The organism is Peribacillus sp. FSL P2-0133, assembly GCF_037975445.1.
Taxonomy (GTDB): domain Bacteria; phylum Bacillota; class Bacilli; order Bacillales; family DSM-1321; genus Peribacillus; species Peribacillus simplex_E.
The window spans coordinates 3,029,180-3,052,513 of sequence record NZ_CP150254.1 but is presented as its reverse complement, the minus strand read 5'-3'; the positions used below and the strand labels follow the sequence as shown (position 1 = coordinate 3,052,513).

The window sequence follows — 23,334 nt, the reverse complement described above, 5'->3', positions numbered from 1 at the left end:
CCTTTCTGTTTTGCTATACTGTATAATCCTGTAAAAATAAACTTAATTTTTTCTCGGCGTTTCTTAAATGAATCTGGCATTGAAGTTTAGCCAATTCGGGCTCTTCTGCTTCAATTGCCAGAAGAATGCTTTGATGTTCATCGTAGACTGCTTTACGTTTTCGTTTTAATTGTTCGTTTGGACGAAGAGTAATGTTTAACGCTTTTTCATAGAGAGTAGATAAGCTTTCAAGCGTTTGAATCATAATCGGATTTTGCGTAGCCTTAATAATGGAACTGTGAAATTCTATATCAGAATGGATGGCAGTAGTTCCTTTTTCAATAGATTCTTCTTCCATTCTTTTTAAAATATTCTTCATTTGGTCAAGGCATTTTGGTGTACGTCTTAGGGCAGCTAAATAGGCCGCTTCAGGTTCCAGAATCTTTCGCATCTCAAATAGATACTTAATATTTTCAACATCATCTCTTTCAACTTGTATGCGATGTATGAATGTTGAACTTGTCGTTTCTTCCACATAGCTTCCGCCTCCTTGACGGGAGTTAATGACACCAGCAGCACGCAGCATGCTTAATGCCTCGCGTATGGGTGCTCTGCTTACAGAAAAATGAGCCGTTAACTCCTTTTCCGTTGGCAGCTTAGAACCTGGACGGAACTGCCCTGTTTCAATCATGTTTAATAATTCACGGGAGATCATTTGAGAAACACTTTCTTTTTGGGACAAAATAATCTATCACCTTTCATGTTTTATCTCAATAGAGAAGGATAAAAGCTAATAATTTGTATGACATATTTATGGAATGCATTGAGATTTTATTCTAATTTTTAGAAATATCAATTAGAAAGCGCTTTCAACTTGTTTATAATAAAGAAAAACCTTTAATTAAACTACGAAAAACGAATATTTGTATTACAAATATTGTATAAAAAACTGTTGAGTTAATCAAGAGTTTTCTTTAATGACTACAACCTGGTTTCGCAAACTGTAAAACTTAATATTAAAAGGGAAGAACTTTAGAAACTTTACTGATGTAAAAGGGTACTTTTAAGTTGTTTTCAGTCTTCAATTAATGGAATGTTATTTAGCTTATTCTCATTAACAAATAAATTGAGGTTTTTGTTTTTAAATATTTGCATTTATGAGTGAGCGACATGAGCAATGCAACTATGTTTAGAAAGACAAACGACTAGAAAAGTGAAAAGACGAATTGTACCATTTCTTATTGTCTTGTATGTAATCGCATTCATTAACAGAGCGAATTTAGGTTATGCGGCTTTGGACAAGAACGAAGCACTGGCACTGACAAGCCAGATGTTTGGAAGCGTTTCTGGCATTTTCTTAATCAGCTATTTCTTGTTTGAAATTCCAAGCAACGTGTTGCAGGAAAAGTCCGGTGCGCGAAAATGGATTGCACTTATTCTTGTTACGTTGGGAGCCGTCGTAGTGTTGACATAAATAAAAAAACATTTAATTGCATAAAAATACAAAATAATATATTTTTATAATAAACATTCTAAGATCTAATAAGGAGATAAAATATGGATATTTATCATGCAGTAACTAGTGATGTTAAAAATATTTATAATTTAATACAAATTCACGCTGAACAAGGAGTAGTTTTACCTCGTACAAAATTATCCCTATATCAACATTTACAATGTATGTATGTCATGAAAGAAGATAATAAAATACTTGGGGTTGCCGGATTACATGTTTTAGGTCAGGACCTGGCAGAGGTACGTTCATTAGTCGTTGCTCCAAGTCATTCTGGTCAAGGTATAGGTCGTAAATTAGTTAATCATATTATAAATGAAGCCTCACGACTTGAAATTAGCAGATTAATATCATTAACATACGAAACGGAGTTTTTTAAAAAATGTAACTTTGAAATTATTTCAAAGGATACTTTGCCAGAAAAAGTGTGGATTGATTGTATGAATTGCCCAAAGTTTAACTCTTGTGATGAAGTTGCAATGATTAATTATATTGGATAAAAAATTATCATCAGTCCATTCAATTATGGCTGTCCTTAATAAAGGCGGATTACATATTTCCGTTAATGTAATTTTAAGTAGAAAGCACCTTATGATAAGTGGTTAGAAAGAGAGGGTGACACACGAGAGTGATGAGTATATTTAAGTAAAATATGTATTTATAGCTTTAAAATATAAAAGTAAAGGTTACGAGAGAAAGAGAATGGCCCCCTAACGATGGTGCCATTTTCTTCGTCCTTTCGGAGAGAAGTTAACGCCGAAAAAACAATTTTGGAATAAATTCTAAATAAAGTACTAGCGATTGAATTAGATATTACAAGTCAAACGTCAAATCATATTTCGAAATCTAGGAATATGTTTAAACTCAACATCAGCTAGTGTCCGTGCAAATACATTAAGAAAGCAAAAGTAAAATGTGTTTTTTTACATAACTTTGAGGTAGCGTACCTAGTCTGATCCCGAAGAAGACGGTATTTATCACAAAGATTCTTAAAAAATACAAATGCGAAAATGGGATAATTTTTAAGAAAAAAAAGATTGACAAAGGCAAACAGTTAGTTTAATTTTTAATTAAGAATATTCTGATTAATAAAAAATTTTTAAACTTTATTCTGATTTACACATGGCCGACTGGAAAATGATGGTGTATTTGAATATCTTTTTATAAGATTACATCAAGAACTAAATAACATATTATTTTTTTAAAACATTTGCTTTTTCTGGTTATACTGGTAATACCGGTGTAACCAATAAAAGAAATAAGGTGATTAGAGATGAGTGGAAATTTATTATATTTTGAAGTAGCTGAAGAAATAGAGAACAAAATTAACAAAGGAATTTATGAAGAAGGAGAAAAACTTCCTTCTGAGAGAGAGTTAACACAATCATACAATGTAAGTAGGAATGTGATTAGGCAAGCACTCACTATTCTCAGGGAAAAAGGGTTAATTACCATAAAACCAGGAAAAGGAGCTTATATTACAAAGATAAAAGATACGTTAGTTACTGAAACTTTGAAAAGAGTAATTGACAAATATGACTCCTCTATTGAAGATATCCAGGAGGTTCGTCATGAACTTGAAACTTTAGTCATTAAATTAGCTGTTAAAAAGGCTAGTAGTGACAATATCGAAGAATTAAAAAGCATTTGTAACCAAATGGATGAAGACATCAGTATCAGTAGTTTTTTAGACTGGGATTTAAAATTTCATAGGACTTTAGCTAGTTCAACTCAAAATCCAATTTTTTCTGTTTTAGTTAATTCATTCTTTGATATGACTGAACATACGACTTTCTTATTAACTAACTATACAAGTAGTTTTATCAATGTAATGGATAAAGCTCAAGAACATCATTGGATGTTGATAAAATCAATTGAATCAAGAGATGTTGATCGTGCGATATTAGTCATGCATGATCATATGAATTTATTCGGTGAAGAAATCAGTTTACTCAAGATTGATAAACTAATTTAAATAGCTACTTTGAAAGGGGTGATGTACTAAGGTTTTAGTTATACGAAAAAACAAAAAAGGGGTTGTAAAAAATGGATAAGAAGCTACCGATTTTTCACCCTGGGATTCCAGCTACAGTAAGTATTGTAATTGCGGTAATTACTGCATTGTTATGTGCAAACTGGCTAGACAATATTATGAAATTATAGTTAGGAGTGAAAAAGTGAAACCACCTTTAAAGTATTCTATTTATTCAATTTTATATTTTTCCGAAGATGGAATTTGGGAGTATGAAATATACCAAGGATTAAAGAATCATTACAATAAACAATCGCTAAGTAAAATTCGCTCTATATTACTTGAGTTATCGAATAAAAGTTGGACAGATGAAGTGGAGGTGGTAACTCACAATGACTCTATTTTAAGGAAGTATAAATTACAAGCACGTCACAAGGAATTTATTGATTACCAACTCTCACCTCGAAAAATTATTGATGAATTAGGTTTAAAAATAGGAAATCTAATTACGGGGAGGGGCACTGCATGAGCGCCGAGTCTTTAGAAAAAATTAAAATGTTGCAAGAATCTCGTAAAGTTCGAATAGGGATGGTGTATGCAGCACTTGGTGCTCCTATGCTAGGAGTAGCTTTTGGTTTTGCAGGTTCAGCAGGGACTTTAGCCCCTTTTAATATGGCATTCCCTACAGGTTCAATGGCATTTCAATTTTTTGAATATATGTTTGGTCTGCTTGCTATCTTTATCTATTCTTTTATGGTTGGAAGCGCAAAAGATAATTTTAGAATTTTCAAATCAAAAATTTCATGGTACGGGGTTTTTACCGCCATGACGGGTATGATTGGCGATTTTCTATTCTTTTCAGCTTCTGCGATAGTAGGAGGAGCAATTGCTGGTCCTTTAGCAGCATTGTTTGGATTTTGGGGAGCTGTCATTACTTCACTAGTCTATAGGGAAAAGATACTGCAAAAGTGGACAATAGTAGGAGTTATCTTTATAGTAGCTGGAATTTGGGTTGCATCTGGTGGAATGAGTATTGCAGCTCCAGAGGGTGTTTCGGGAACAATTGTTTTGATAGGTGCTGCTATGGGACTGCTTTCTGCCATCATGTATGGAGTTGAGAACTTTGCGATTGCTGCTGGTTCAGATATGATCCCTGAAGAAAGTACATTGTTTTGGAGAGCTGGCTGGGCATTAGTCGCTTTGATTATTCTTAACTTCACAATAATGCCTAAGTTTACAGATATTGCTAGTATAATGTTTCAAGAACCTATGTGGTGGGCATATGCTGCAGTAACTGGTGGTGCTTGGGGAGTCTATATGATTGTCGCTCTATATATAGGAATAAATACAGCAGGAACTGTTGGTGGAGGATTATTAGCGAGTACAGGGTTTGTATGGACAACACTTCTTTCGATGACTGTTTATGGCGGAACTTGGAGCACTTCATTATTAATAGGTTCCCTAATCATGTTTGCTGGAATTAGTGTTATGTTATTAAGGCCGTCCAATTCAATAAGTAAATTAAGAGAATAGAAAAGGAGTAATGCCAATTGGATGAGATCAAAAACGAATATTTAAAGATATCTGAAAAAGAAGCCAATTACTTAATTCGTGGTGTCCTTGCAAGTTCAATGGTATTTGTTATTCCATTTATCATTATTATTATAAATGGTTGGTGGGAACCGTTAGGTACTTCACAAGACGGCTGGCGTTGGGTCGCTACTTCAACAGTACTTATTGCTTTAGTATATATAGCGTTAATCTTTGATAAGAAGTATCGGAAACATTAATTTTTGAATCAGTAACGGATTTCATTTCTTTAAACGGTCAAGTAACTATATCAATAAATTTTGTAATATTTAAAATAGTTAGAATTAATAAGGGGGAACAAGTATGAGTAAGTACATTTGCGGCATTGACATGGGAGGTACATTTACTGATTTTGTATCTTTTAACACAGAAACACAAGAAGTAGAAGTTTGGAAAAATCTATCTACTCCTAAACAACCTATTAATGGTTTATTGACTGGATTAAATAATTTTGATGATCTAACAAGTGTAGGTCAAATACGTCATGGCACAACCATTGCCACAAATGCAATTTTAGAAAGAAAAGGGGGAAATGTGGCATTTATTACAACAAAAGGCTTTAAAGATGTCCCATTTATTCAACGGGGAAATCGAAAAAAACATTATGATATCAGTTGGATTAAGCCTGAACCACTGGTAAAACGGAGGAATTGTTTTGAGATTACAGAGCGATTAACTCATAAAGGCGAAGTATTACAGGAAATAAATGAAGAAGAAGTAAAACAAATCGCAGAAGAAATAAGAAATAGAGGCGATATTGATTCTATTGCAATTAACACTCTATACTCCTATGTAAATCCCTCACATGAACAACAAATAAAATCTCTCTTTAAAAAATACCTACCTGAAATTCCAGTTTCGATTTCATATGAAGTTCTCCCAAAATGGAAGGAATACGAAAGAGGCAGTACAGTTATTGCAGATGCCTATATTAAACCGATTGTTTCAAACTATGTGAAAACGTTAGAAGAAAACTTTGAAGATATGAACATCACAAAAAATGTAGGAATCATGAAATCAAATGGTGGAATTATGACCATCGATGCTACTGATCAAGCTCCGATTAACACTGCAGTTTCAGGCCCAACTGGAGGAGTTGTAGCTGGAAAATCAATTGCAAATCTATGTGGAATTGATAATCTTGTCACACTTGATATGGGTGGAACTAGTACAGATGTAGCGGTAATCGTAAACGGAGAAGAACAATTTACGACGAACTTTGAAATTGAATGGGGAATCCCTATTCAAGTACCAATGATAGATATTCGTACAATTGGTGCAGGTGGCGGAAGTATTGCTTCTATAGATAAAGGCGGAATGCTAAATGTTGGACCAGAAAGTGCAGGTGCACATCCAGGACCAGTGTGTTATGGAAATGGTGGAGAGAAACCGACTGTAACGGATGCCAATTTAGTATTAGGCCGTTTAAATCCACAAAATTTCCTTGGTGGAAAAATGAAACTTGATTATGATTCTGCTTATAAAGCTATCGAAAAACTGGGTGAACAAATAGGAATGTCTGTAGAAGAAACTGCACTGGCAATTGTGAAGATTGCCAATAACAATATGGTTGGAGCATTAAGAATGGTATTAATTGAACAAGGATATGATCCACGTGACTTTACAATGCTCAGTTTCGGTGGAGCGGGCCCTGTACATGCAAGCGACATTATTGATATCGCTGGTATTCCAAATTGTATTGTTCCAGTGTACCCAGGACAATTTTCGGCGTTTGGCTTTGTCCAATGTGATGCCCGAGTGGATTTGCAGCGAACTGTCCAAATGACCTCTAAGTTTTTTGATATTGATCGAGCAAATCGAGTATTCCAAGAATTAAAAGAAACCGGTATGAATGACTTAATTTCACAAGGATACAGAGAAAATCTTGAAGTTATTACATCCATTGAAATGAGGTATTTAGGCCAAAACTATGAATTAGATATTCCTTTTACTTATGCCCAAATTAATGAAGATAATGTTCAACATATTTGGAATACTTTCCATGATATGCACAATGATCGTTTTGGTTTCAAAATTGACGGTGAAGTGATGGAGATTGTTAACTACAAAGTTACAGTCATTAGTAAACCTGAGAAAGCAAAATTAAAAAATATTGACTTAGCAAATGGAGGAATCGCAGTTCCAAAAGATGAACGTTTAGTTCGATTTGATGATGAATTTTTGGCAACAGCTATTTATGATCGAGATACTCTATTAGCCGGTCATAGAATTGCTGGTCCGGCAATTATTGAGGAAAGTGCATCTTCAACTGTAATTAGGCCTAATCATATCGTAATAGTTGACGACTTTGGAAATCTTCATATTAAAACAAAGGAAGGGTGTTAATAAATGGATTATGTAACAATGAATATTATTAATTCTGCAATGATATCAATTTGCCGTGAGATGGGAATTACTCTCATGAAAACCTCTTATTCTACTATTTTTAATGAAGCTTTAGATTTTACATGTGGTCTTGCAAATACAAAAGGGGAATTAATAGCAGTTGCTGATTTCTGCCCTGCAATGATTGGTGGTATGCCAGTTTTAATTGATAACTGTATCAAAGAAATACCTGTTTCTGAAATGAAGCCTGGAGATGTCATTCTTCATAATGATCCATACAGAGGGGGATTGCATATTCCAGAACATACATTATTTAAACCTATCTTTGTAGACGGGGAAGTGGTTGGTTATGCGGTCGCCATTGGACATATAGCAGAAATTGGTGGAATCGTTCCAGGAGGTTTTGCTGCAGAAGCAACGGAAGTATTTCAAGAAGGGATAAGATTACCTCCTGTGAAAATTATTAACGAAGGAAAAGACAATGAGGCTGTGTGGAAAATTATGCTAGCTAATGTAAGGACACCGAGACATAATTACGGTGATTTAAGAGCGTTAATCAGTTCTGTTAATTTGGGTGAATCAAGATTATCAGAGCTAATCATTAAATATGGAAAAGAAATCTTTACACAGACAGTAGATGATCTATTGGATTACTCTGAACGTCGTATGCGTGCAGAATTAAAGGAAATTCCAAATGGTTATTATGATTTTGAAGATTATATTGAAAATGATGGAATTGAAGATAAGACTTTCACGATTAAAGCAAATGTGTATGTGGAAGATGAAGAAGTCATTGTAGACTATACGGGAACTTCACCACAAGCACGTGGACCGATTAATGCTACTTATGGTGTATCTGTTTCAGCAGCTTATAATGCCTTATTGCATATTACAGATCCTGAAATTCCAAAGAATTCTGGATGTTTTAGACCTATTAAAGTAGTAGCTCCTCCAGGAACAGTAGTAAATGTTGATTTCCCAGCACCGGAAGTAGGGGGCAATACGGAAACACATCCAAGAATAGCATTAGCTATTATAGGTGCTTTCTCTAAGGCAGTGCCAGAGAAGGTCATGGCTTGTGAAGGTGGTACTCATCTAAACTTTGTATTTGGAGGGCATCACGATGACTATGATGAATATTATGTTTGCTATGATTTAGAAGCTGTAGGATGGGGTGCGCGCCCATATGCTGATGGAAACAATATGGTTGACTCGATAAACGGAAATTGTCGTACGACACCAACTGAAGTTTTTGAAACGAGATTTCCATGGCTTATAGAATCTTTTAATTTAAATCAAGATTCTGGCGGCCCTGGAAAGTATCGTGGTGGATTGGGTGCTGAAAAGGTTTTAAAATGTGTGGCCCAAGAAATAACTGTAAGCCAAATGTCAGATCGACATCAAATTGCGCCGTTTGGATTATTTAACGGTCAAGAAGGTGGACTAGGTGCAACGCTCGTGATGAAAAATGGAGAGAGTGAATGGAAAAATGTAAAAGAAGCTTATGGAAAGGTTTCTTCAAGTAAATTCTCCAATCTTACGGTGAAAAAGGGAGATAGAGTAAAGATAGTTACACCTGGTGGTGGCGGATATGGAGATCCATGTGATAGAGATAGAAGTAAACTGGAAGAGGATATTAAGGATGGTTTTGTGTCCGAAGGAGCAGCATTATCAATCTATTAAAATCCCTGAATGTTAAAATATTTAATTATGAGGAGATGATTTGATGAAATTCTCGAGTAATGGTTATTACGTGGAAAAATATGAAAAATGTTCAGTATGCGGAAAATTAGTTTATGAGAATAGAATTGAGACATTAAATATCCATGGAGTACAATCATTATTTTGCTCAGATTGGTGTGTGGATTGGGAAAAGATTAGGGTTCAAAAAAAGAAACAAGCCCAAAATTTATTAATCTAAATAAAAAATTACAGTATTGAATATGATAACAAATTACTAATAACACATTAAATAAGGGCAAGAAAAACGTCATACATGGCCTTTCATACCCAAATGAAAGGCCATGTATGATATGAAAATAAATGAAGTTGTAAATAGTGTAACGGGAGGTCTAAAATGGAAATATTAAAGTCTCCAAAAAAATATCAGCTATTTATAAATGGGGAGTGGAAGGATTCAATTTCCAATCAATTTATTGAAGTGGTAAATCCAGCAAATGGAAATGTTGTGGGGCAAGTCGCTTCCGGAAACATGGTAGAGACAAAGGAAGCAATAGATGCTGCTTGTAATTCTTTTTTGAGTTGGTCAAAAGAGACTCCTAAAGCAAGAGCGGATATTTTATTGAGACTCTACTCCCTTTTATTAGAAAATGAAGATCATTTTGCGTCGGTCATTACAAATGAAATGGGAAAACCTATTGTTCAGGCACGTAGTGAAGTGCAGATTGCTGCTGAACATTTTCGTTGGAATGCTGAAGAAGCACGGAGAATTTACGGTCAAACGATGCAATCATCTGAAAAGCAAAAACGTCTTTCCATTATACGTCAATCAGTTGGACCGGTTGCAGCAATCACACCATGGAATTTTCCTCTTTCAATGGTGGCTAGAAAATTAGCACCCGCGCTTGCTGCAGGTTGCACAGTCGTATTAAAACCAGCCGAACAAACCCCAATATCTGCTATTGAATTTTTTAAACTAGCAGAGAAAGCTGGAGTTCCTAAGGGAGTTATTAATCTTGTGATTGGAAATCCAAAGGAAATAGGAGATATCCTATTAGAAGATAAACGAATTAGGAAGATTACTTTTACTGGTTCAACAGAAGTGGGAAAACTTTTATATAAAAAAGCAGCTAACCAAGTTAAACGAGTTTCTTTGGAACTTGGCGGACATGCACCAATTATTGTTTTTGAAGACTGTGATTTAGAGAGTACAGTGAATCAAGTAGTAAGGAGCAAGTTTAACAATACAGGGCAAACTTGTGTATGTCCTAATAGAATTTATGTACAGGAGTCAATTAAGGATACATTTATTAATTTATTTAAGGAAAAAGTCCAATCTCTAAAAATGGGGTATGGAATAGATGAAAATATTGATGTTGGACCAGTGGTGAATAAAAGTGGGCTAGACAAAGTAAAAAAACATGTAGAGGATGCTCTGCAAAAAGGGGCCACCTTAGTAGTTGGAGGGAAAGTTTCTGATAAAGATCATCACAAAAATGGTTATTTTTATGAACCTACAGTCTTAGATTGTGTAAATGACCAAATGTTAATTGCTAATCAGGAAACATTTGGTCCCGTCGCTCCTATATTTAGCTTTGAAATTGAGGAAGAAGTAGTAAAAAAAGCGAATAATACAGACTATGGTCTGGCGGCATATATATTTACAGAGAATCTTTCTCGTTCAGTTAGAGTTTCTGAGGCATTAGAATACGGAATGGTAGGGATTAATGATACAGTAGTCTCGCAAGTAGAAGGATCTTTCGGTGGAATAAAAGAAAGTGGCATCGGGAGAGAGGGCGGCCCTGATTGTCTTGACGATTTTCTGGAAATGAAATTGATTACTACAATTATTCGAGATTAGACAATGTGTTGACATATGAAAAAAACAGTAGAGAACTTTCTTAAATGGTAATACCAGTAATACCATTTAACAAATTTTAGATAGAAAGGGTGTTTAGACTTATGAGTAACAAAAATAGATTTCAAGAGTTGAGCGAGTTAGATAAAAAACACTTTCTACATCCTACATCCTCGATAAAACAACAACAAGAAGATGGTCCTGCCTTTATTTTTTCTGAAGGAAAAGGTATTTATCTTTATGACATATTAGGGAATAAAGTTATGGATGGAATGTCGTCACTTTGGAATGTGAATATAGGCCATGGCAGAAAGGAAATAGTAGAAGCTGCAGCGGAACAAATGTCAAAGTTAGCATATAGCTCATGTTTTAATACATTTAGTAATGAGCCAGCTATTAAATTAGCAGAGAAAATTTCTCAAATCACACCAGGTGATCTGAATACGACTTTTTTCACTTCTGGTGGATCGGAATCAAATGATACAGCTATTAAACTAGTACGACATTATTGGATATTAAAAGGCGAAAAGGACCGAAAGAAGATTATTTCTAGGAAAAAATCCTACCATGGTTTAGCAATGGGAGCCACCAATGCTACAGGTCTAAAACCATTTCGGGATTTTTCAAACACATTTTCTCCAGACTTTTTCCATGTAGAAGATCAATCAATAGAAGCCCTTGTTGATTTAATTGAAAAAGAGGGACCTGAAACTATTGCTGCATTTATTTCGGAACCTGTTCAAGGGTCTGGAGGAGTGCATGTTCCTCCTGAGGATTATTTTAAAGAATGTAGAAGCGTATGTGATAAGTATGGAATTCTATTTATTGCAGATGAGGTTATAACTGGATTTGGAAGAACAGGGAAATACTTCGGTATGGAACACTTTGGTGTTATACCTGATATTATGATTATTGCAAAAGGGGTTACAAGTGGATATGCACAATTAGGTGGTGTGGTAATAAGTAAAAAAATACATGAAGATCTAATTGAACTTTCTACGGATACTTTTCTTCACGGATATACTTACAGTGGTCATCCAACTGCATGTGCTGTAGCTTTAAGAAATATCCAGGTTATTGAAGAAGAAAATTTGATTGAAAATGCTAGATTGATGGGTGAGGAGATGTTGAAGGGATTTAAGTGGATTCAACAAGAACAAAATATTGTTGGAGAAGTACGGGGACTAGGATTATTAGGAGCAATTGAATTAGGAAAAGATAAGACAAATGAAAGGTTCAATAACCCTCTAGCTCCTTTGGTTGTAAAAGAAGCTGCAAAAAGAGGATTAATGTTTAGATCGGTTATTTTTGAAGGCCAAGATACGCTTGTATTCTCCCCTCCCTTAATTATTAATAAGCATGAGGTTCATAAAATGATAGAAGTTATATCTGATTCTATATCTGCAGTTAAAATGAAGCATAACGAAAAAGAGCTTATCTAAAGTATTAAAGTATTGATTCAGGGAAATTGGATTGATGGCATTAATTCATGAATTAATTTTTTTATATTATGATGGAGAAATCTTATGTTTCTAGCGAATGTTTTCTCCACTCGAAACGTAAACCTGCTGCTAAATTGAAGAAATAAAGAATATAAATTCATTGGGGTTATATCTCAATAATGTTTTTTTTGATTAACTAGGTGGGACCGTATCAATTTTAATGTATTTTTAAGAAGGAAAATTCGATTCTTAGATTAATATTTCATTTAATCAGAAACATTGATCTTGATAAGTTCTTTTGCAATTGTCCGCTTGAATTTAGATGTAAGCACATATACCTATTTTAAAAAGAAGTATCAAAGAACAACTCAACGTTCTTGATACTTCTTTCTTCAATTTTATTGAAGGATTAACTGTAATCTCGTTTATTATGCCATTGCAGGTACCATAGGAAGCATACCAAGGCGCTCATAGCTTCTATCTTATGCTAGTTTCTTTTGTTTTTGGTCTAAGCGATGACTTAGGAAAGTTAGAAGACTTGCAAAGATAGCAACCAGCCCACCGACCCATGTCACACTCATTAAATTTCCCTGATGGTAAACAATTCCCCCTAAAGCGGAACCAAAGGCGATACCGACATTGCTTGCTACTGGCATCAGTGAAGCAGCTAGCCCTGTAGCTTTTGGTTGATAAATACCGGCAAGGTCTATCAAATAAAGCTGGGTAGATGTTGTTAAAAGGATGGCCATTAATGACATCAAGCCAATGTTAATCAATCCAAAGATAAAATTATTTGTCGTCCAATATAAACTGATCAGTACGATTGCTTGCACGAGGAAAACAAACCGGAGGCGTCCGATAGCATTGTGGCTGGCAATTTTACCCGCGAGTATGTTACTGAAAATGGAAATGAATCCGTAGCCAAACAAGATCAAACTAATTGAATTACTTGGTGCTTCCATTCCTTTCAAGATCGGAACAAGATACGTATAAACGGCATACGTTGCACCAAATCCAAGAGATGGAATGAAAAAAGCCATTAAGATTCGTGGGTGTGTTAACAAAGAAAATTGCTCACGCATTGAACTGCGAAATGTACTGTTCATAGTAGGCAAAATGAAGAAAGATGCCAAAAACGCAATTCCACCGAGAAAAGTAGTTAACAGAAAGGTTGCATTCCAGTCGTACCAATCAGCGATGACAGTGCCTATTGGTACTCCAATTACATTTGCAAGAGTAAAACCACCGAAAACGAATGATATAGCAAGTCCACGTTTTGCGATTGGCATGGTTTCGCTTGCAACAATCATGGCAAGCGAAATTAAAACTCCTGTTACGATTGCTGTCATCATCCGAAGAGCAAGGAGCATGATGTAGCTCGTCGAAATTACGCACAAAGCATTCAAGATGATGAACGACCCTATCAAAAACAACATCCATTTACGTTTTGGAAAATGGCTTGTTGCCGACATCACGAGTGGTGTCGCAATGGCAAACGTAATCGCAAACGCAGAAACGAGTGTACCTGCTTTTGCATTTGTAATATGGAGACTCGAGGAAATATCGGTTAAGATCCCGATGATAACAAATTCGCTTGTCCCGAGAACAAATGTTAATAAAGTAAGTGTTAAGATGAGTAGCCAATGTCGCTTGGATAATTCTGTGTCGTGCATAAATACCTCTTTTCTTAGATGAATGTAAATGTGTCACAGGGTAGATAAACAATCTAACTATCATATCATAAAAAATATTTATGAGGAAAACCCTTGCTTAGTTATCGTTTGATATTTTGCTAAAAAGCTTGTACTTGAATCACTAATATTACCGTAACCTGTTTTGTTATAGAACAAAAAATAAAATGGATTAAAAAGGAAAAGCATAAGGATCTTGATGGTTAATGAAAATAAGCAAAAAAAAACAAACGGGAACAATGGAAAAAGAAAGTTAAGGATAATCTGAAGAGGGAAGCTGTCAAAAATATCATAGCAAAAACGGGAGACCTTGAATGCTAAAGTCAATAATACTTACACTTTAAACATCAAGGATGGAAGGATGATAAGCAAAATATAAATTGGAAGTGAGTTGTCATTAATGGAAAAATCCAAGTCAAGAAATTCTGGTGTTAAGTTAATTTCAAACACCTTATGTGGAAACGGCAACATTGTAGGTATGTAACTTATAAAATAACCGAACCGGAACTTATTATTCACTTTGTTTTTTACCCGAATTACATGACAGATTCATGTTACTAACGGTTTTAATTCGGTGTATATTTCTTCTTTCTGATCTCATACTAAAAATAAGAAGGAGGGGTATCCATGGCAAAACGAACAAAGAAAAATGATGCAGACCAAAAGAACAAACAAGGATTCAATTCAAGCAAAACTGATTCAGAATTTTCCCAAGAATTTGGCAGTGCAAAAGCTAATCAAGCACATAAAAATAAAGCAAAAAAAGAAAAAGCATCTAAAAATCAAGGTGAGTGGAAAGGCATGCATTAATTAATACTTGCTAGACTCGAACTGATGATAAGTGATGACTGCACCGAGTAAAAAGACTTTATGTAAAGGAGCTTATTTAGATGACTCAATCTAAGCGACAAGAAGAACGCCAATGGAAAGATCGTAAACAATCGCAGAATCCACATGGTAAGGTTAAATCATTTGAACAATTAGCTGAAGGCATGGGCAAAAATGAATCTGAAAATAAGTAAAACTGCTTAAGAATGAGAGGCTATCCCAAAGGGGCAGAGGCCCACATAATAGTGAGGTCACTTCCTTTGGGGTACCTCTCTTTGTCGTTACCGATGCTAAAAAAATGGTTGAATTAAATGAAAAGGAACTATCGTTAATACAGCATCAATCCATGGGATAATGGCAGCATTTGGAAGTATTAATTACAACCCAGCTAAGGCAGCTGTGGTTATGATGTCTAAATCTGGGGCATTAGAGTTAGCTGAACACGGTATCCGAGTTGTAGGAGTTGCTCCAGGATTCATTGATTCGTCCATACTTGGTGACAATGAAGAAGTGAAAAATGCTCTAGCTGCACAGCATATGCGGGAAAAGCTCATCCAGCCGAAGCAAGTGGCCAGCGTAGTGTTGACGATGGTTTCCTAAGTTTCAAATCTATATAAGATTTTCTTTAAAAAAGACTTAACGGTGTAAATTCGAAAATTCCCGAATTTACACTGTATTTTTATGTATTTATAGTGAATTAGTTTTTATGTCTAATACACTGTAGAAATGTATACCGACTAAAATAGGAATGCAACCTTCCTTCCAGAGCAGTCGTAAGATTGTGATTAGTTTATTGAGGGAGGTTCGAACTGTACTTACCGTTTGTATCCTTTGAATAAATTACTCCTTTAAAAGCCAGATTATTAACATAGGAAATACGAGTGATATAAATGAGGGTACATTATGAACCAAGCTGGTGTGAATGAAAAGTATAAGGTATCGCCATTCTATGTGTTTTTTTTACTGCATTCCATGCAAACAGGATTAGGCGTGTTGAACTTTCAAAGAGATTTAGCCAAGGCGACGGGGACGGATGGCTGGATCTCCATACTCCTAGCCGGACTGATTGTTCATATCTTAATTTGGCTTATATATAAGATTTTCAGTATTGTTCCCGGTGATATCATTTCTGCTAATAATCATGCATTGGGTAAATGGATTGGGAATTTCTTTAGTCTCTTATTCATTCTGTACTTTTTCGCCCTTGGAATGACGATCATAATCGGCTATATAAATGTCATTCATGTTTGGATGTTTGAAGAGGTACCTTCTTGGGCATTTGCTTTGGTTTTCCTGGTCCTGATTTATTACATCATTTCGGGAGGGTTCCGAACCATTACGGGTATTGCCTTTTTAAGTGTAGTTGTTTCATACTGGCTTTTATTTGTACCTCTATATGGTTTTAAATACGCTGATTTCACCAGTTTTCTCCCTATTTTCGATCATACGTTAATCGAAATAATGAAAGGAACCAGAAGTACATCATTATCAATGCTCGGTTTTGAAATGATCCTGATGTTTTATCCGTTCATCAAAAATCCTGAAACATCACAAAAATATGCTCATGGGGGAGCCTTGGCTACTACGCTATTGCTCCTATTACTTTATTTTGTTTCGACAGTCTTTTATTCACAGAAACAGTTGGTCCTTACCCTTTGGCCAACACTCTCATTGACCAGTATTATTGAATTGCCCTTTATACAACGGTTCGAGTACATAACCGTTTCTTGGTGGAACATCGTTATTATAACTAACATGGTCATTCCTTTGTGGGCTGCTAGCAGGGGGGTCAAGCGCCTATTCAACGTCCAACAAAAGTATCCCTTATGGGTAATGTCCATAATCATAATACTCGTCAACATATTCTTTTTCGATGTCGATTCCTTATATGTATTAAATAAAATAATCAATCCTTACAGCGTGGCCTTCCTTGTTTTATACTTGCCTCTTCTTTTGGTTTTAATAAGCATAAAAAAGTGGAGGAACCGTTTATGATCCAATTATCATTTATATAAAATGCAAAAGAATTAATAATATATTACTTAGACAAAACTCGAAGAAAAGAGAGTTTGCCTGCATTTTATTTCATTTGAAAAACGTTCCAGTTAATTTCCGAAATCCGCTCCCTTTCCGCCGACTGTTTGCCAAGCCACCTCGCCGGTAATGGTGATAATTACCTTCAAAATATCGTGAAACATAATATTACTTTAAACAGGAGTTGCTTTGGCAGCTCCTTTTCTTATGGAGCAAACAGGGCAGTTTAGTTCAATAACTGAATATAGTTTATTTAATGTATAATATTGGTAGAAATCATAACAGGAACTGAGGATTTGAAAACAATCAGTTACCACAACTTAAAGGCATTTCCCTGGATGTACTCATAAATGATCATGGCGATGTTATAAGCATGATTAAATCTTTATGCTACCAGTTAACAGATAAACAGTTAAATCAACAAGTTGAATATGAAAATGGTAACGAAGCCACAATTAAATGGGGTATTTGGCACATGGCAGATCATAATAGATATCATCAAGCTCATATTAGCCTAGGTAAATGGTTTAGCCAAAGTTGAGATGTTCGTTATTTTGTTCAACTAACGGGTGCTTCGTATTATAAGGTTGACCAGTAAAAATTACTGGTTGACCTTTTTTTAATAGAATCTATTATATCAGTAGCCAGGGTAGGACGTACGGGTGCGTGGGACATGATCCCGTGAAGTAAACTGTCTGCCCCCTACTTGTAGAAACATGTTTGAGGCTGGTTGGGACGTAGATCTCGTATAACAAGCGAAGCTATGACACTACATGGAGGACTAGGGGTACTGGTTAATAAGTAGAGGAGGTAAAGGTAATGAATCCAGTTGTTGGTCTGGATGTGGCAAAAGGAGAGAGTCAAGTTCAGGCATTCTTAGATCAATCTAAACCGTATGGGAAGAGCTTTTCAATGAAGCATACCAAGGAGGAATTGGATCATTTTTTAGACTTTTTAAAAGAGGTTGAAGAAGTGACAGGGCAGATGCCTATGGTCATTTTAGAATCTACAGGGCATTACCATACTCCTGTTATTCAATACTTGGAGGAACAAGGGATTCTATATATCTTACTAAACCCCATTATTTCTTATCAGGCAAAGAAGACCAGTTTACGAAAGGTAAAAACAGACGCAATCGATGCGTACCAGTTGTGTGTGCTGTATTACAAAGAGGATTTAGAACCTCATAAAATTAGAGAAATTCAGCTATAAGACCTTCGGAATTTGTCCAGACAACAGGAAATCGTAACGAATATGTATGTGGAAGCTAAACTTCAGTTTCACACCATTTTAGATCAAGTGTTTCCTGAATACCGGAAGGTTTTTGGGGATCTATATTCGAAGGTTTCTTTATTGATGTTAAAGGAATATCCTACTTCAGAGGCGGTATTAACAGCCGGAGAAAGTAGACTAGCAAAGAGTGTTATAGAGTTCTGTTCTAGCCGATCGGGTGAATGGGCATGGGAAAAAGCAAAAAAAATAATGGACTCCGCGTCTCGAAATCCATTTCAAATAAACGTGTATCAAAGTCACGTAATCAATCTTCGTATGACCAGGGACACCTCTCTGAGTTGGAAGATCGTATAGTGGCCCTGGCAAATGAACTGGAAGAGTATAAGATCATCCAATCGATTCCCGGTATCGGAGAAAAAATCGCAGCCACGATTATCTCTGAAATTGGTGAAATCGATCGGTTTAATCACCCGAAAAAACTGGTTGCCTTCGCTGGAGTAGATCCAAGTGTTCACTCATCGGGTAAGTTTACGGCGACCATTAATCGTATTACAAAAAGAGGTTCGAGCAGACTACGTCATTCTCTGTATCTTGCCGTACTATGCGGCATAAGAAGTTCAAGGAACAAAAAGCTTAAAGCATTCTATGATAAGAAAAAATCAGAAGGAAAACCTGCCAAAGTGTCAATCGTTGCCTATATGAATAAGTTGCTTAATTGGATTTATGCTTTATTAAAGAGAAAAGAAACGTTCCTAGATTTAGCCTAATTAACGGTTTTGTGAAACAGAGAAAAATCCTTCCAAAAGGGTTTTGGAGGGTTATTTGGCATGGTCAAAAATAGTATATCATAAGGGAAATGAAAATATTAGAGAAAGATATTGACATCCTATTAGCTGGTTTAGTTCTACAAGGATCGCTAAAAATAATCAATCTATTTTATAAAAATTGTTTACTAGAAAAGAATCTATTTTGATCAATCTATATTTCAAAGTTACAGTTGATTCTTTTTCAACAGATGCTTTAGCACTATAAGAGAAATAAAAAAAGTCATTTCCTAACGTACAGGAAACGGCCTTTTTTGCTGGGATTTGCTTAGCGTACAAAATCCGAAATGTTGGCGGTACCCCTTCTATACGCCTTTTTCTATGACAAAAAAACGACAAAACAAATGAAAAGTAACAGTAATTATATACGTGCAAAATAGCACTTAAAAAAAGTGGGAATTATCACCTAAAGTAACAAACATTCATTTCAACGGGAATTTGAGCGTGTTCAGAAAAGGACGAGTTTTGGAACAAATAATAACTTATTTATGAAATGTTTGCTTTTTTACTTTTGTTCAGCAATCGGTCCATTTTGTGGAATAACTCTTTATAAGGAAATTGAACATTTATGTAATAAGAATAAAAAGACCACCAATAAAAATATGAAGGTCTTTAAAAACAATGAGGTATACAATCTTCATTGTATATCGAGATTTACCACTTTTAAGAATAAATGAATATGTTAAAGGATGTCCAAAAATCATCTTCCCAATTATGTAGAATCGAACACAATAAAATATAATGAATTAGAAGGTTGTTCGAAATGAAAATATGGAACCATTAAGTATGACGGGAAGGAATTATAATTATAGTACCGGGGAGTTTTAAAATGGATATTCAACATCTTAAATATTTTGTAGAAGTAGCCAAACAAAAGAATTTTACGAAGGCATCTGAGAGCCTACATGTATCTCAGCCTTCCATTAGTAAGATGATAAAAAGCCTGGAAGTGGAGCTTCAAGTGATGTTGCTAGATCGTTCGGAGAGAAAAGTGGAGCTGACAGATGCGGGCAAGATTGTTTATGATCAAGCATTGAAAATTTTGCAGATGATGGAAGATATCCATTCTTCTGTAAACGAAGTCGTTCATGTAAAAAAGGGAACCATTAAAATGGGATTAATGCCGACTTTGGGTGTAATGTTATTTCCGAACGTGCTGGCTGATTTTAAAAAGGGTTATCCGCAAATTGAAATGCAAATGGTCGAATTTACCGGGAAACAATTAGAACGAAAAGTAGTACAAGGGGAAGTGGATGTGGGTATTACCGTATCACCAGTTGACTCTGAAGTGTTCGGATCCATCCCCTTATTCAAAGAAGAACTAGTTGTCATTGTTGACAGGGATCATTGGCTGTCGGAAAGAAAATCAGTACTTTTATCTGAATTAAAGGAGGAAGCCTTTATTCTTTTTACCGAAGAATATGTTCTGCATGATGTGGTAATGAAGGCCTGTTTGCAATCGGGATTTGAACCCAATTTAGTCTACAAAAGTTCCTTATGGGATATCGTTGGAGAGATGGTAGCGGCACAATTTGGGATATCTGTTGTTCCTAAGTCGGTAGCAAACCGATTTAAGGATCAGGTTTCTATTGTTTCTATTACTTCACCTCAGGTTGATTGGGAATTGGCATTGATTTATAAAAAGAATAAGTATCTTTCCTATGCAGTTCGGGAGTTCATTACTTATCTTCAGGAAGGATAACCTAACTATAACTTCATGGAATAGTTTTGATGTCTTTTATATATTTTACGAATCGTGAATCTCCAAGTAGAATGATCTATATTACATATTGTTCTATTTCGGAGGTGTTGCTCTTGAAAAAGGGCTTAACAATTTTATTGCAAATTGGGGTTATTATTGCATTTACCTGGATCGGTGACTATATTGTCTCTCTTCTTCATGTACCTATTCCAGGAAGTATTATCGGGATGATTTTATTACTCTTCGGTCTTCATTTACGCTTGATTAAATTAAATTGGGTGCAAGCGGGGGCTACGCTTATTATTTCCGAGATGATGTTATTTTTCATACCGGCAGTCGTTGGATTTATGGAATATTCATGGATATTTGGCATCAAAGGCCTAAGTATTTTATTCATTGTTGTTAGTGGTACAGCACTTATGATGATAGCAACAGGTGTCATCTCCGATAGGATTTTAGAAAGAAAAGACGGTGAAGCAAGGAAATGGTTACCAAGATCTTTTATGTAATTATTACTGTCCTTTTTTATTTTTTGGCGAAAAAGATTAATCGGAAAAAACCAGGATTGTTATTTTCACCAATCATTCTCACTCCTGTTATGCTCATTGTTCTCCTTTTGATAATGGATATACCATACAAAGAATATGCTAATGGCACTTTTCCACTAAATAAATTGTTAGACGTTGTAACCGTTGCATTAGCCATTCCATTGTATCGAAACTGGTCGTTTCTGGCGAAAAATTGGCGCGTGATTGTATGTAGTCTTGCAGCCGGTTCCTTGATTGCTGTTGTTTCTGGCATTTTATGTACTTACCTGCTTGCAATGGGAAAGGATTATACGCTCAGTATTATTCCTCGCATTGTCACCATTCCAATTGCTGTCAGTTTGTCTGAATCCATTGGAGGGACCCCTGCCATAACTGTTCTTTTTAGTATGTTGACATGCTTTGTAGGTGTCTTCATAGGGCCAGCTATAATGAAGCACTTTTCCATTAAGCATCCATTGTCTATTGGCATGATGTATGGTTTGGGTGCACAGGCACTTGGGACTGCAAAAGCGTTTAAAATCGGGGAAAAAGCGGGAACAATCTCCAGTGTATCCTACATTCTGACTGCCATCTTTACAGTCATCTGGGCATTAATCCTAACACCTTTTATCCATACTTTGAACGTGTAGGAAAATTGGTGCCACCCCTTACATTAAAGGGCGCGATTCTTTAATAAGAATCGCTTTTCTTAATGAACTCCCTCAGTTTAATAGATAATGCTCACGAATACTCGCTTATTCGCAGGATTTCAAACCACATGGTATAGGTTGCTTTAGATGAACGAAAGAGATAGGACCGTTTTGATAAGATGAGGGCAGAAAACGGCCTGGCAATACCTTTTTGCTAAGGTTCCGTTTGAATAGATGGAAGGATGTGAAATATGCCTAAAACCTTCTCCTTCACTATAATTCAGGATGAGTCAAAAAAGTACAAGCTTAAAATGCTAAATCAGACGAAGTGGGAAAGTATTTAATGACCAAAAAGGAATGACACTTTATTATTTCACAAAAAGTGATTCAAGCGTCAGTAATTGCAAAGGTCAAGGTAGTGAAATTTGGCCGCCTTTCCATGCAGATAACATCATCTCCTCTAAATGGTTGGACAAAAAAGAGTTTAAAACAATCATAGGAGATGACGGACAAAAGCAAACAACGTACAAAGGGCATCCACTTATTACTTTGTGAAAGATAAGCAGGCCGGTGATATAAATGGTCAAGGCGTAAATAATGTCTTTTGCAAAAATAAAGAATCAGGAACGCTGATAAGTAGCAAAAAAGTTGTTTAAGTTAGAAAACTTGAACACCAAAAACCATTCATTTTTTTGAACAGATGAAAGATAAAAATAGTATTTCCAGAGGTGGATTAAAATGAAAAAATTTAGTTGTTTTTTAGTGGTGATGATTTTTATGCTTTTAATGACAGCTGGCTGCAGCTCTAATGTTAACGATGAAAAAGCCAATGAAGAGCAAACAGAATTAACAGAAGACGGAGCAGACAGTGAACAACCAGAAAAGCAGACTGTGGAAGAAGCAACAGCAACAAGTGAAGACATGCCAGATTTTCTTTCAAGCGGTAGCGAAGAAGTGATCATTTCACTGCTGGAACTAAAGGCCAATATAGAAACAGAGTCTGAAAATACCGAGCAAATCCAAACAACAGGCAAAGACCTTGAAGAAAGTTGGGATTCAATAGAAAAACAAGTAGAGGAACAGCACCCTGTAGATTATAAAAACATCGAAGAAAGTCTTTATCCACTCATCGATGAAATAAAAAAGGATCAATCAGATGTGGAAAAAATAAAGCAGTTAACTAATGACACGACAGAAAAAATGAAGGCATTTAAAGAAAAAATAGCATCTGCTTCTTCATAATAGTTATTATGGTGAATTCGAAATCTATACAGAAAAAAAGCGACACGTACAGAATGACAGAAAGGTGTTTTTCCTTTCTGATCAGTCTGTAGTGCTGCCGCCCAAATATATATTTTGGGATCTCTAAAGTTTAAAATAAAAGCTGATCGCAAACCTAACTGAAAGTGAAAACATACCTTTTACCAGACAAAAACACTACTTTTTAAAATAATGTGATGCTGAG

General features: G+C 35.5%; 21 protein-coding genes and 1 pseudogene. 20 read left to right on the top strand and 2 right to left on the bottom strand.

The window, feature by feature from the left end; translation table 11 throughout:
- Positions 1 to 13 precede the first annotated feature (13 nt).
- Entirely contained in the window at positions 14 to 721 is a 708-nt protein-coding gene (locus tag MKY17_RS14570; protein ID WP_056528840.1) for a FadR/GntR family transcriptional regulator, read from the bottom strand.
- Between the two features lie 435 nt (positions 722 to 1,156).
- Here MKY17_RS14570 and MKY17_RS14565 point away from each other — a divergent pair, with 435 nt between their 5' ends.
- From MKY17_RS14565 to MKY17_RS14515, 11 genes are all read left to right on the top strand, one after another.
- Complete coding sequence (locus MKY17_RS14565; protein ID WP_098369599.1) at positions 1,157 to 1,453, top strand: hypothetical protein; 297 nt, start codon at positions 1,157 to 1,159, stop codon at positions 1,451 to 1,453.
- A gap of 83 nt (positions 1,454 to 1,536) precedes the next feature.
- Positions 1,537 to 1,992, top strand: a complete 456-nt coding sequence (locus MKY17_RS14560) for an N-acetyltransferase (protein ID WP_098369600.1) — start codon at positions 1,537 to 1,539, stop codon at positions 1,990 to 1,992.
- A gap of 773 nt (positions 1,993 to 2,765) precedes the next feature.
- Entirely contained in the window at positions 2,766 to 3,467 is a 702-nt protein-coding gene (locus MKY17_RS14555; protein WP_098369601.1) for a FadR/GntR family transcriptional regulator, read from the top strand.
- A 202-nt stretch (positions 3,468 to 3,669) separates the two neighbouring features.
- Positions 3,670 to 3,993: a hypothetical protein gene (locus MKY17_RS14550; RefSeq protein ID WP_098369602.1), complete on the top strand. Its 324-nt coding sequence runs from the start codon at positions 3,670 to 3,672 to the stop codon at positions 3,991 to 3,993.
- Positions 3,990 to 4,997, top strand: a complete 1,008-nt coding sequence (locus tag MKY17_RS14545; RefSeq protein WP_098369603.1) for a DMT family transporter — start codon at positions 3,990 to 3,992, stop codon at positions 4,995 to 4,997. The genes MKY17_RS14550 and MKY17_RS14545 overlap by 4 nt, the downstream gene beginning before the upstream one ends.
- Positions 4,998 to 5,014: 17 nt before the next feature.
- The gene (locus MKY17_RS14540; RefSeq protein WP_098369604.1) at positions 5,015 to 5,254 is read left to right on the top strand and encodes a hypothetical protein; all 240 of its coding nucleotides are present in this window, start codon (positions 5,015 to 5,017) and stop codon (positions 5,252 to 5,254) included.
- A gap of 103 nt (positions 5,255 to 5,357) precedes the next feature.
- Positions 5,358 to 7,400, top strand: a complete 2,043-nt coding sequence (locus tag MKY17_RS14535) for a hydantoinase/oxoprolinase family protein (protein WP_098369605.1) — start codon at positions 5,358 to 5,360, stop codon at positions 7,398 to 7,400.
- Between the two features lie 3 nt (positions 7,401 to 7,403).
- Complete coding sequence (locus tag MKY17_RS14530; protein WP_098369606.1) at positions 7,404 to 9,083, top strand: hydantoinase B/oxoprolinase family protein; 1,680 nt, start codon at positions 7,404 to 7,406, stop codon at positions 9,081 to 9,083.
- A 43-nt stretch (positions 9,084 to 9,126) separates the two neighbouring features.
- The gene (locus tag MKY17_RS14525) at positions 9,127 to 9,321 is read left to right on the top strand and encodes a hypothetical protein (protein WP_098369607.1); all 195 of its coding nucleotides are present in this window, start codon (positions 9,127 to 9,129) and stop codon (positions 9,319 to 9,321) included.
- A gap of 156 nt (positions 9,322 to 9,477) precedes the next feature.
- Positions 9,478 to 10,941, top strand: coding sequence for an NAD-dependent succinate-semialdehyde dehydrogenase (locus tag MKY17_RS14520; RefSeq protein ID WP_098369608.1), 1,464 nt, complete (start codon positions 9,478 to 9,480; stop codon positions 10,939 to 10,941).
- Between the two features lie 101 nt (positions 10,942 to 11,042).
- A complete protein-coding gene (locus MKY17_RS14515) occupies positions 11,043 to 12,380 on the top strand; it encodes an aspartate aminotransferase family protein (protein WP_098369609.1) in 1,338 nt (445 codons plus the stop codon).
- Positions 12,381 to 12,862: 482 nt separating this feature from the next.
- On the opposite strand, the gene MKY17_RS14510 is transcribed toward MKY17_RS14515, so the two are convergent.
- Entirely contained in the window at positions 12,863 to 14,053 is a 1,191-nt protein-coding gene (locus MKY17_RS14510) for an MFS transporter (protein WP_098369610.1), read from the bottom strand.
- A gap of 645 nt (positions 14,054 to 14,698) precedes the next feature.
- Between MKY17_RS14510 and MKY17_RS14505 the strand changes: the two genes are divergently transcribed.
- From MKY17_RS14505 to MKY17_RS14465, 9 genes and pseudogenes are all read left to right on the top strand, one after another.
- The gene (locus MKY17_RS14505) at positions 14,699 to 14,881 is read left to right on the top strand and encodes a hypothetical protein (protein ID WP_098369611.1); all 183 of its coding nucleotides are present in this window, start codon (positions 14,699 to 14,701) and stop codon (positions 14,879 to 14,881) included.
- A gap of 80 nt (positions 14,882 to 14,961) precedes the next feature.
- On the top strand, positions 14,962 to 15,093 hold the full coding sequence (locus tag MKY17_RS14500; RefSeq protein WP_220127011.1) for a DUF6254 family protein: 132 nt from the start codon (positions 14,962 to 14,964) through the stop codon (positions 15,091 to 15,093).
- Between the two features lie 160 nt (positions 15,094 to 15,253).
- On the top strand, positions 15,254 to 15,499 hold the full coding sequence (locus MKY17_RS14495) for an SDR family oxidoreductase (RefSeq protein WP_339200130.1): 246 nt from the start codon (positions 15,254 to 15,256) through the stop codon (positions 15,497 to 15,499).
- 303 nt (positions 15,500 to 15,802) lie between these two features.
- A complete protein-coding gene (locus MKY17_RS14490) occupies positions 15,803 to 16,894 on the top strand; it encodes a GerAB/ArcD/ProY family transporter (protein WP_339200129.1) in 1,092 nt (363 codons plus the stop codon).
- Positions 16,895 to 17,752: 858 nt separating this feature from the next.
- Positions 17,753 to 18,933, top strand: a pseudogene (locus MKY17_RS14485) (IS110 family transposase).
- Between the two features lie 886 nt (positions 18,934 to 19,819).
- Complete coding sequence (locus tag MKY17_RS14480) at positions 19,820 to 20,692, top strand: LysR family transcriptional regulator (RefSeq protein WP_098373770.1); 873 nt, start codon at positions 19,820 to 19,822, stop codon at positions 20,690 to 20,692.
- Between the two features lie 113 nt (positions 20,693 to 20,805).
- Positions 20,806 to 21,201, top strand: a complete 396-nt coding sequence (locus MKY17_RS14475; RefSeq protein WP_098373771.1) for a CidA/LrgA family holin-like protein — start codon at positions 20,806 to 20,808, stop codon at positions 21,199 to 21,201.
- On the top strand, positions 21,177 to 21,869 hold the full coding sequence (locus MKY17_RS14470; protein ID WP_098373772.1) for an LrgB family protein: 693 nt from the start codon (positions 21,177 to 21,179) through the stop codon (positions 21,867 to 21,869). The genes MKY17_RS14475 and MKY17_RS14470 overlap by 25 nt, the downstream gene beginning before the upstream one ends.
- A gap of 738 nt (positions 21,870 to 22,607) precedes the next feature.
- On the top strand, positions 22,608 to 23,111 hold the full coding sequence (locus tag MKY17_RS14465) for a hypothetical protein (protein WP_098373774.1): 504 nt from the start codon (positions 22,608 to 22,610) through the stop codon (positions 23,109 to 23,111).
- Positions 23,112 to 23,334 lie beyond the last annotated feature (223 nt).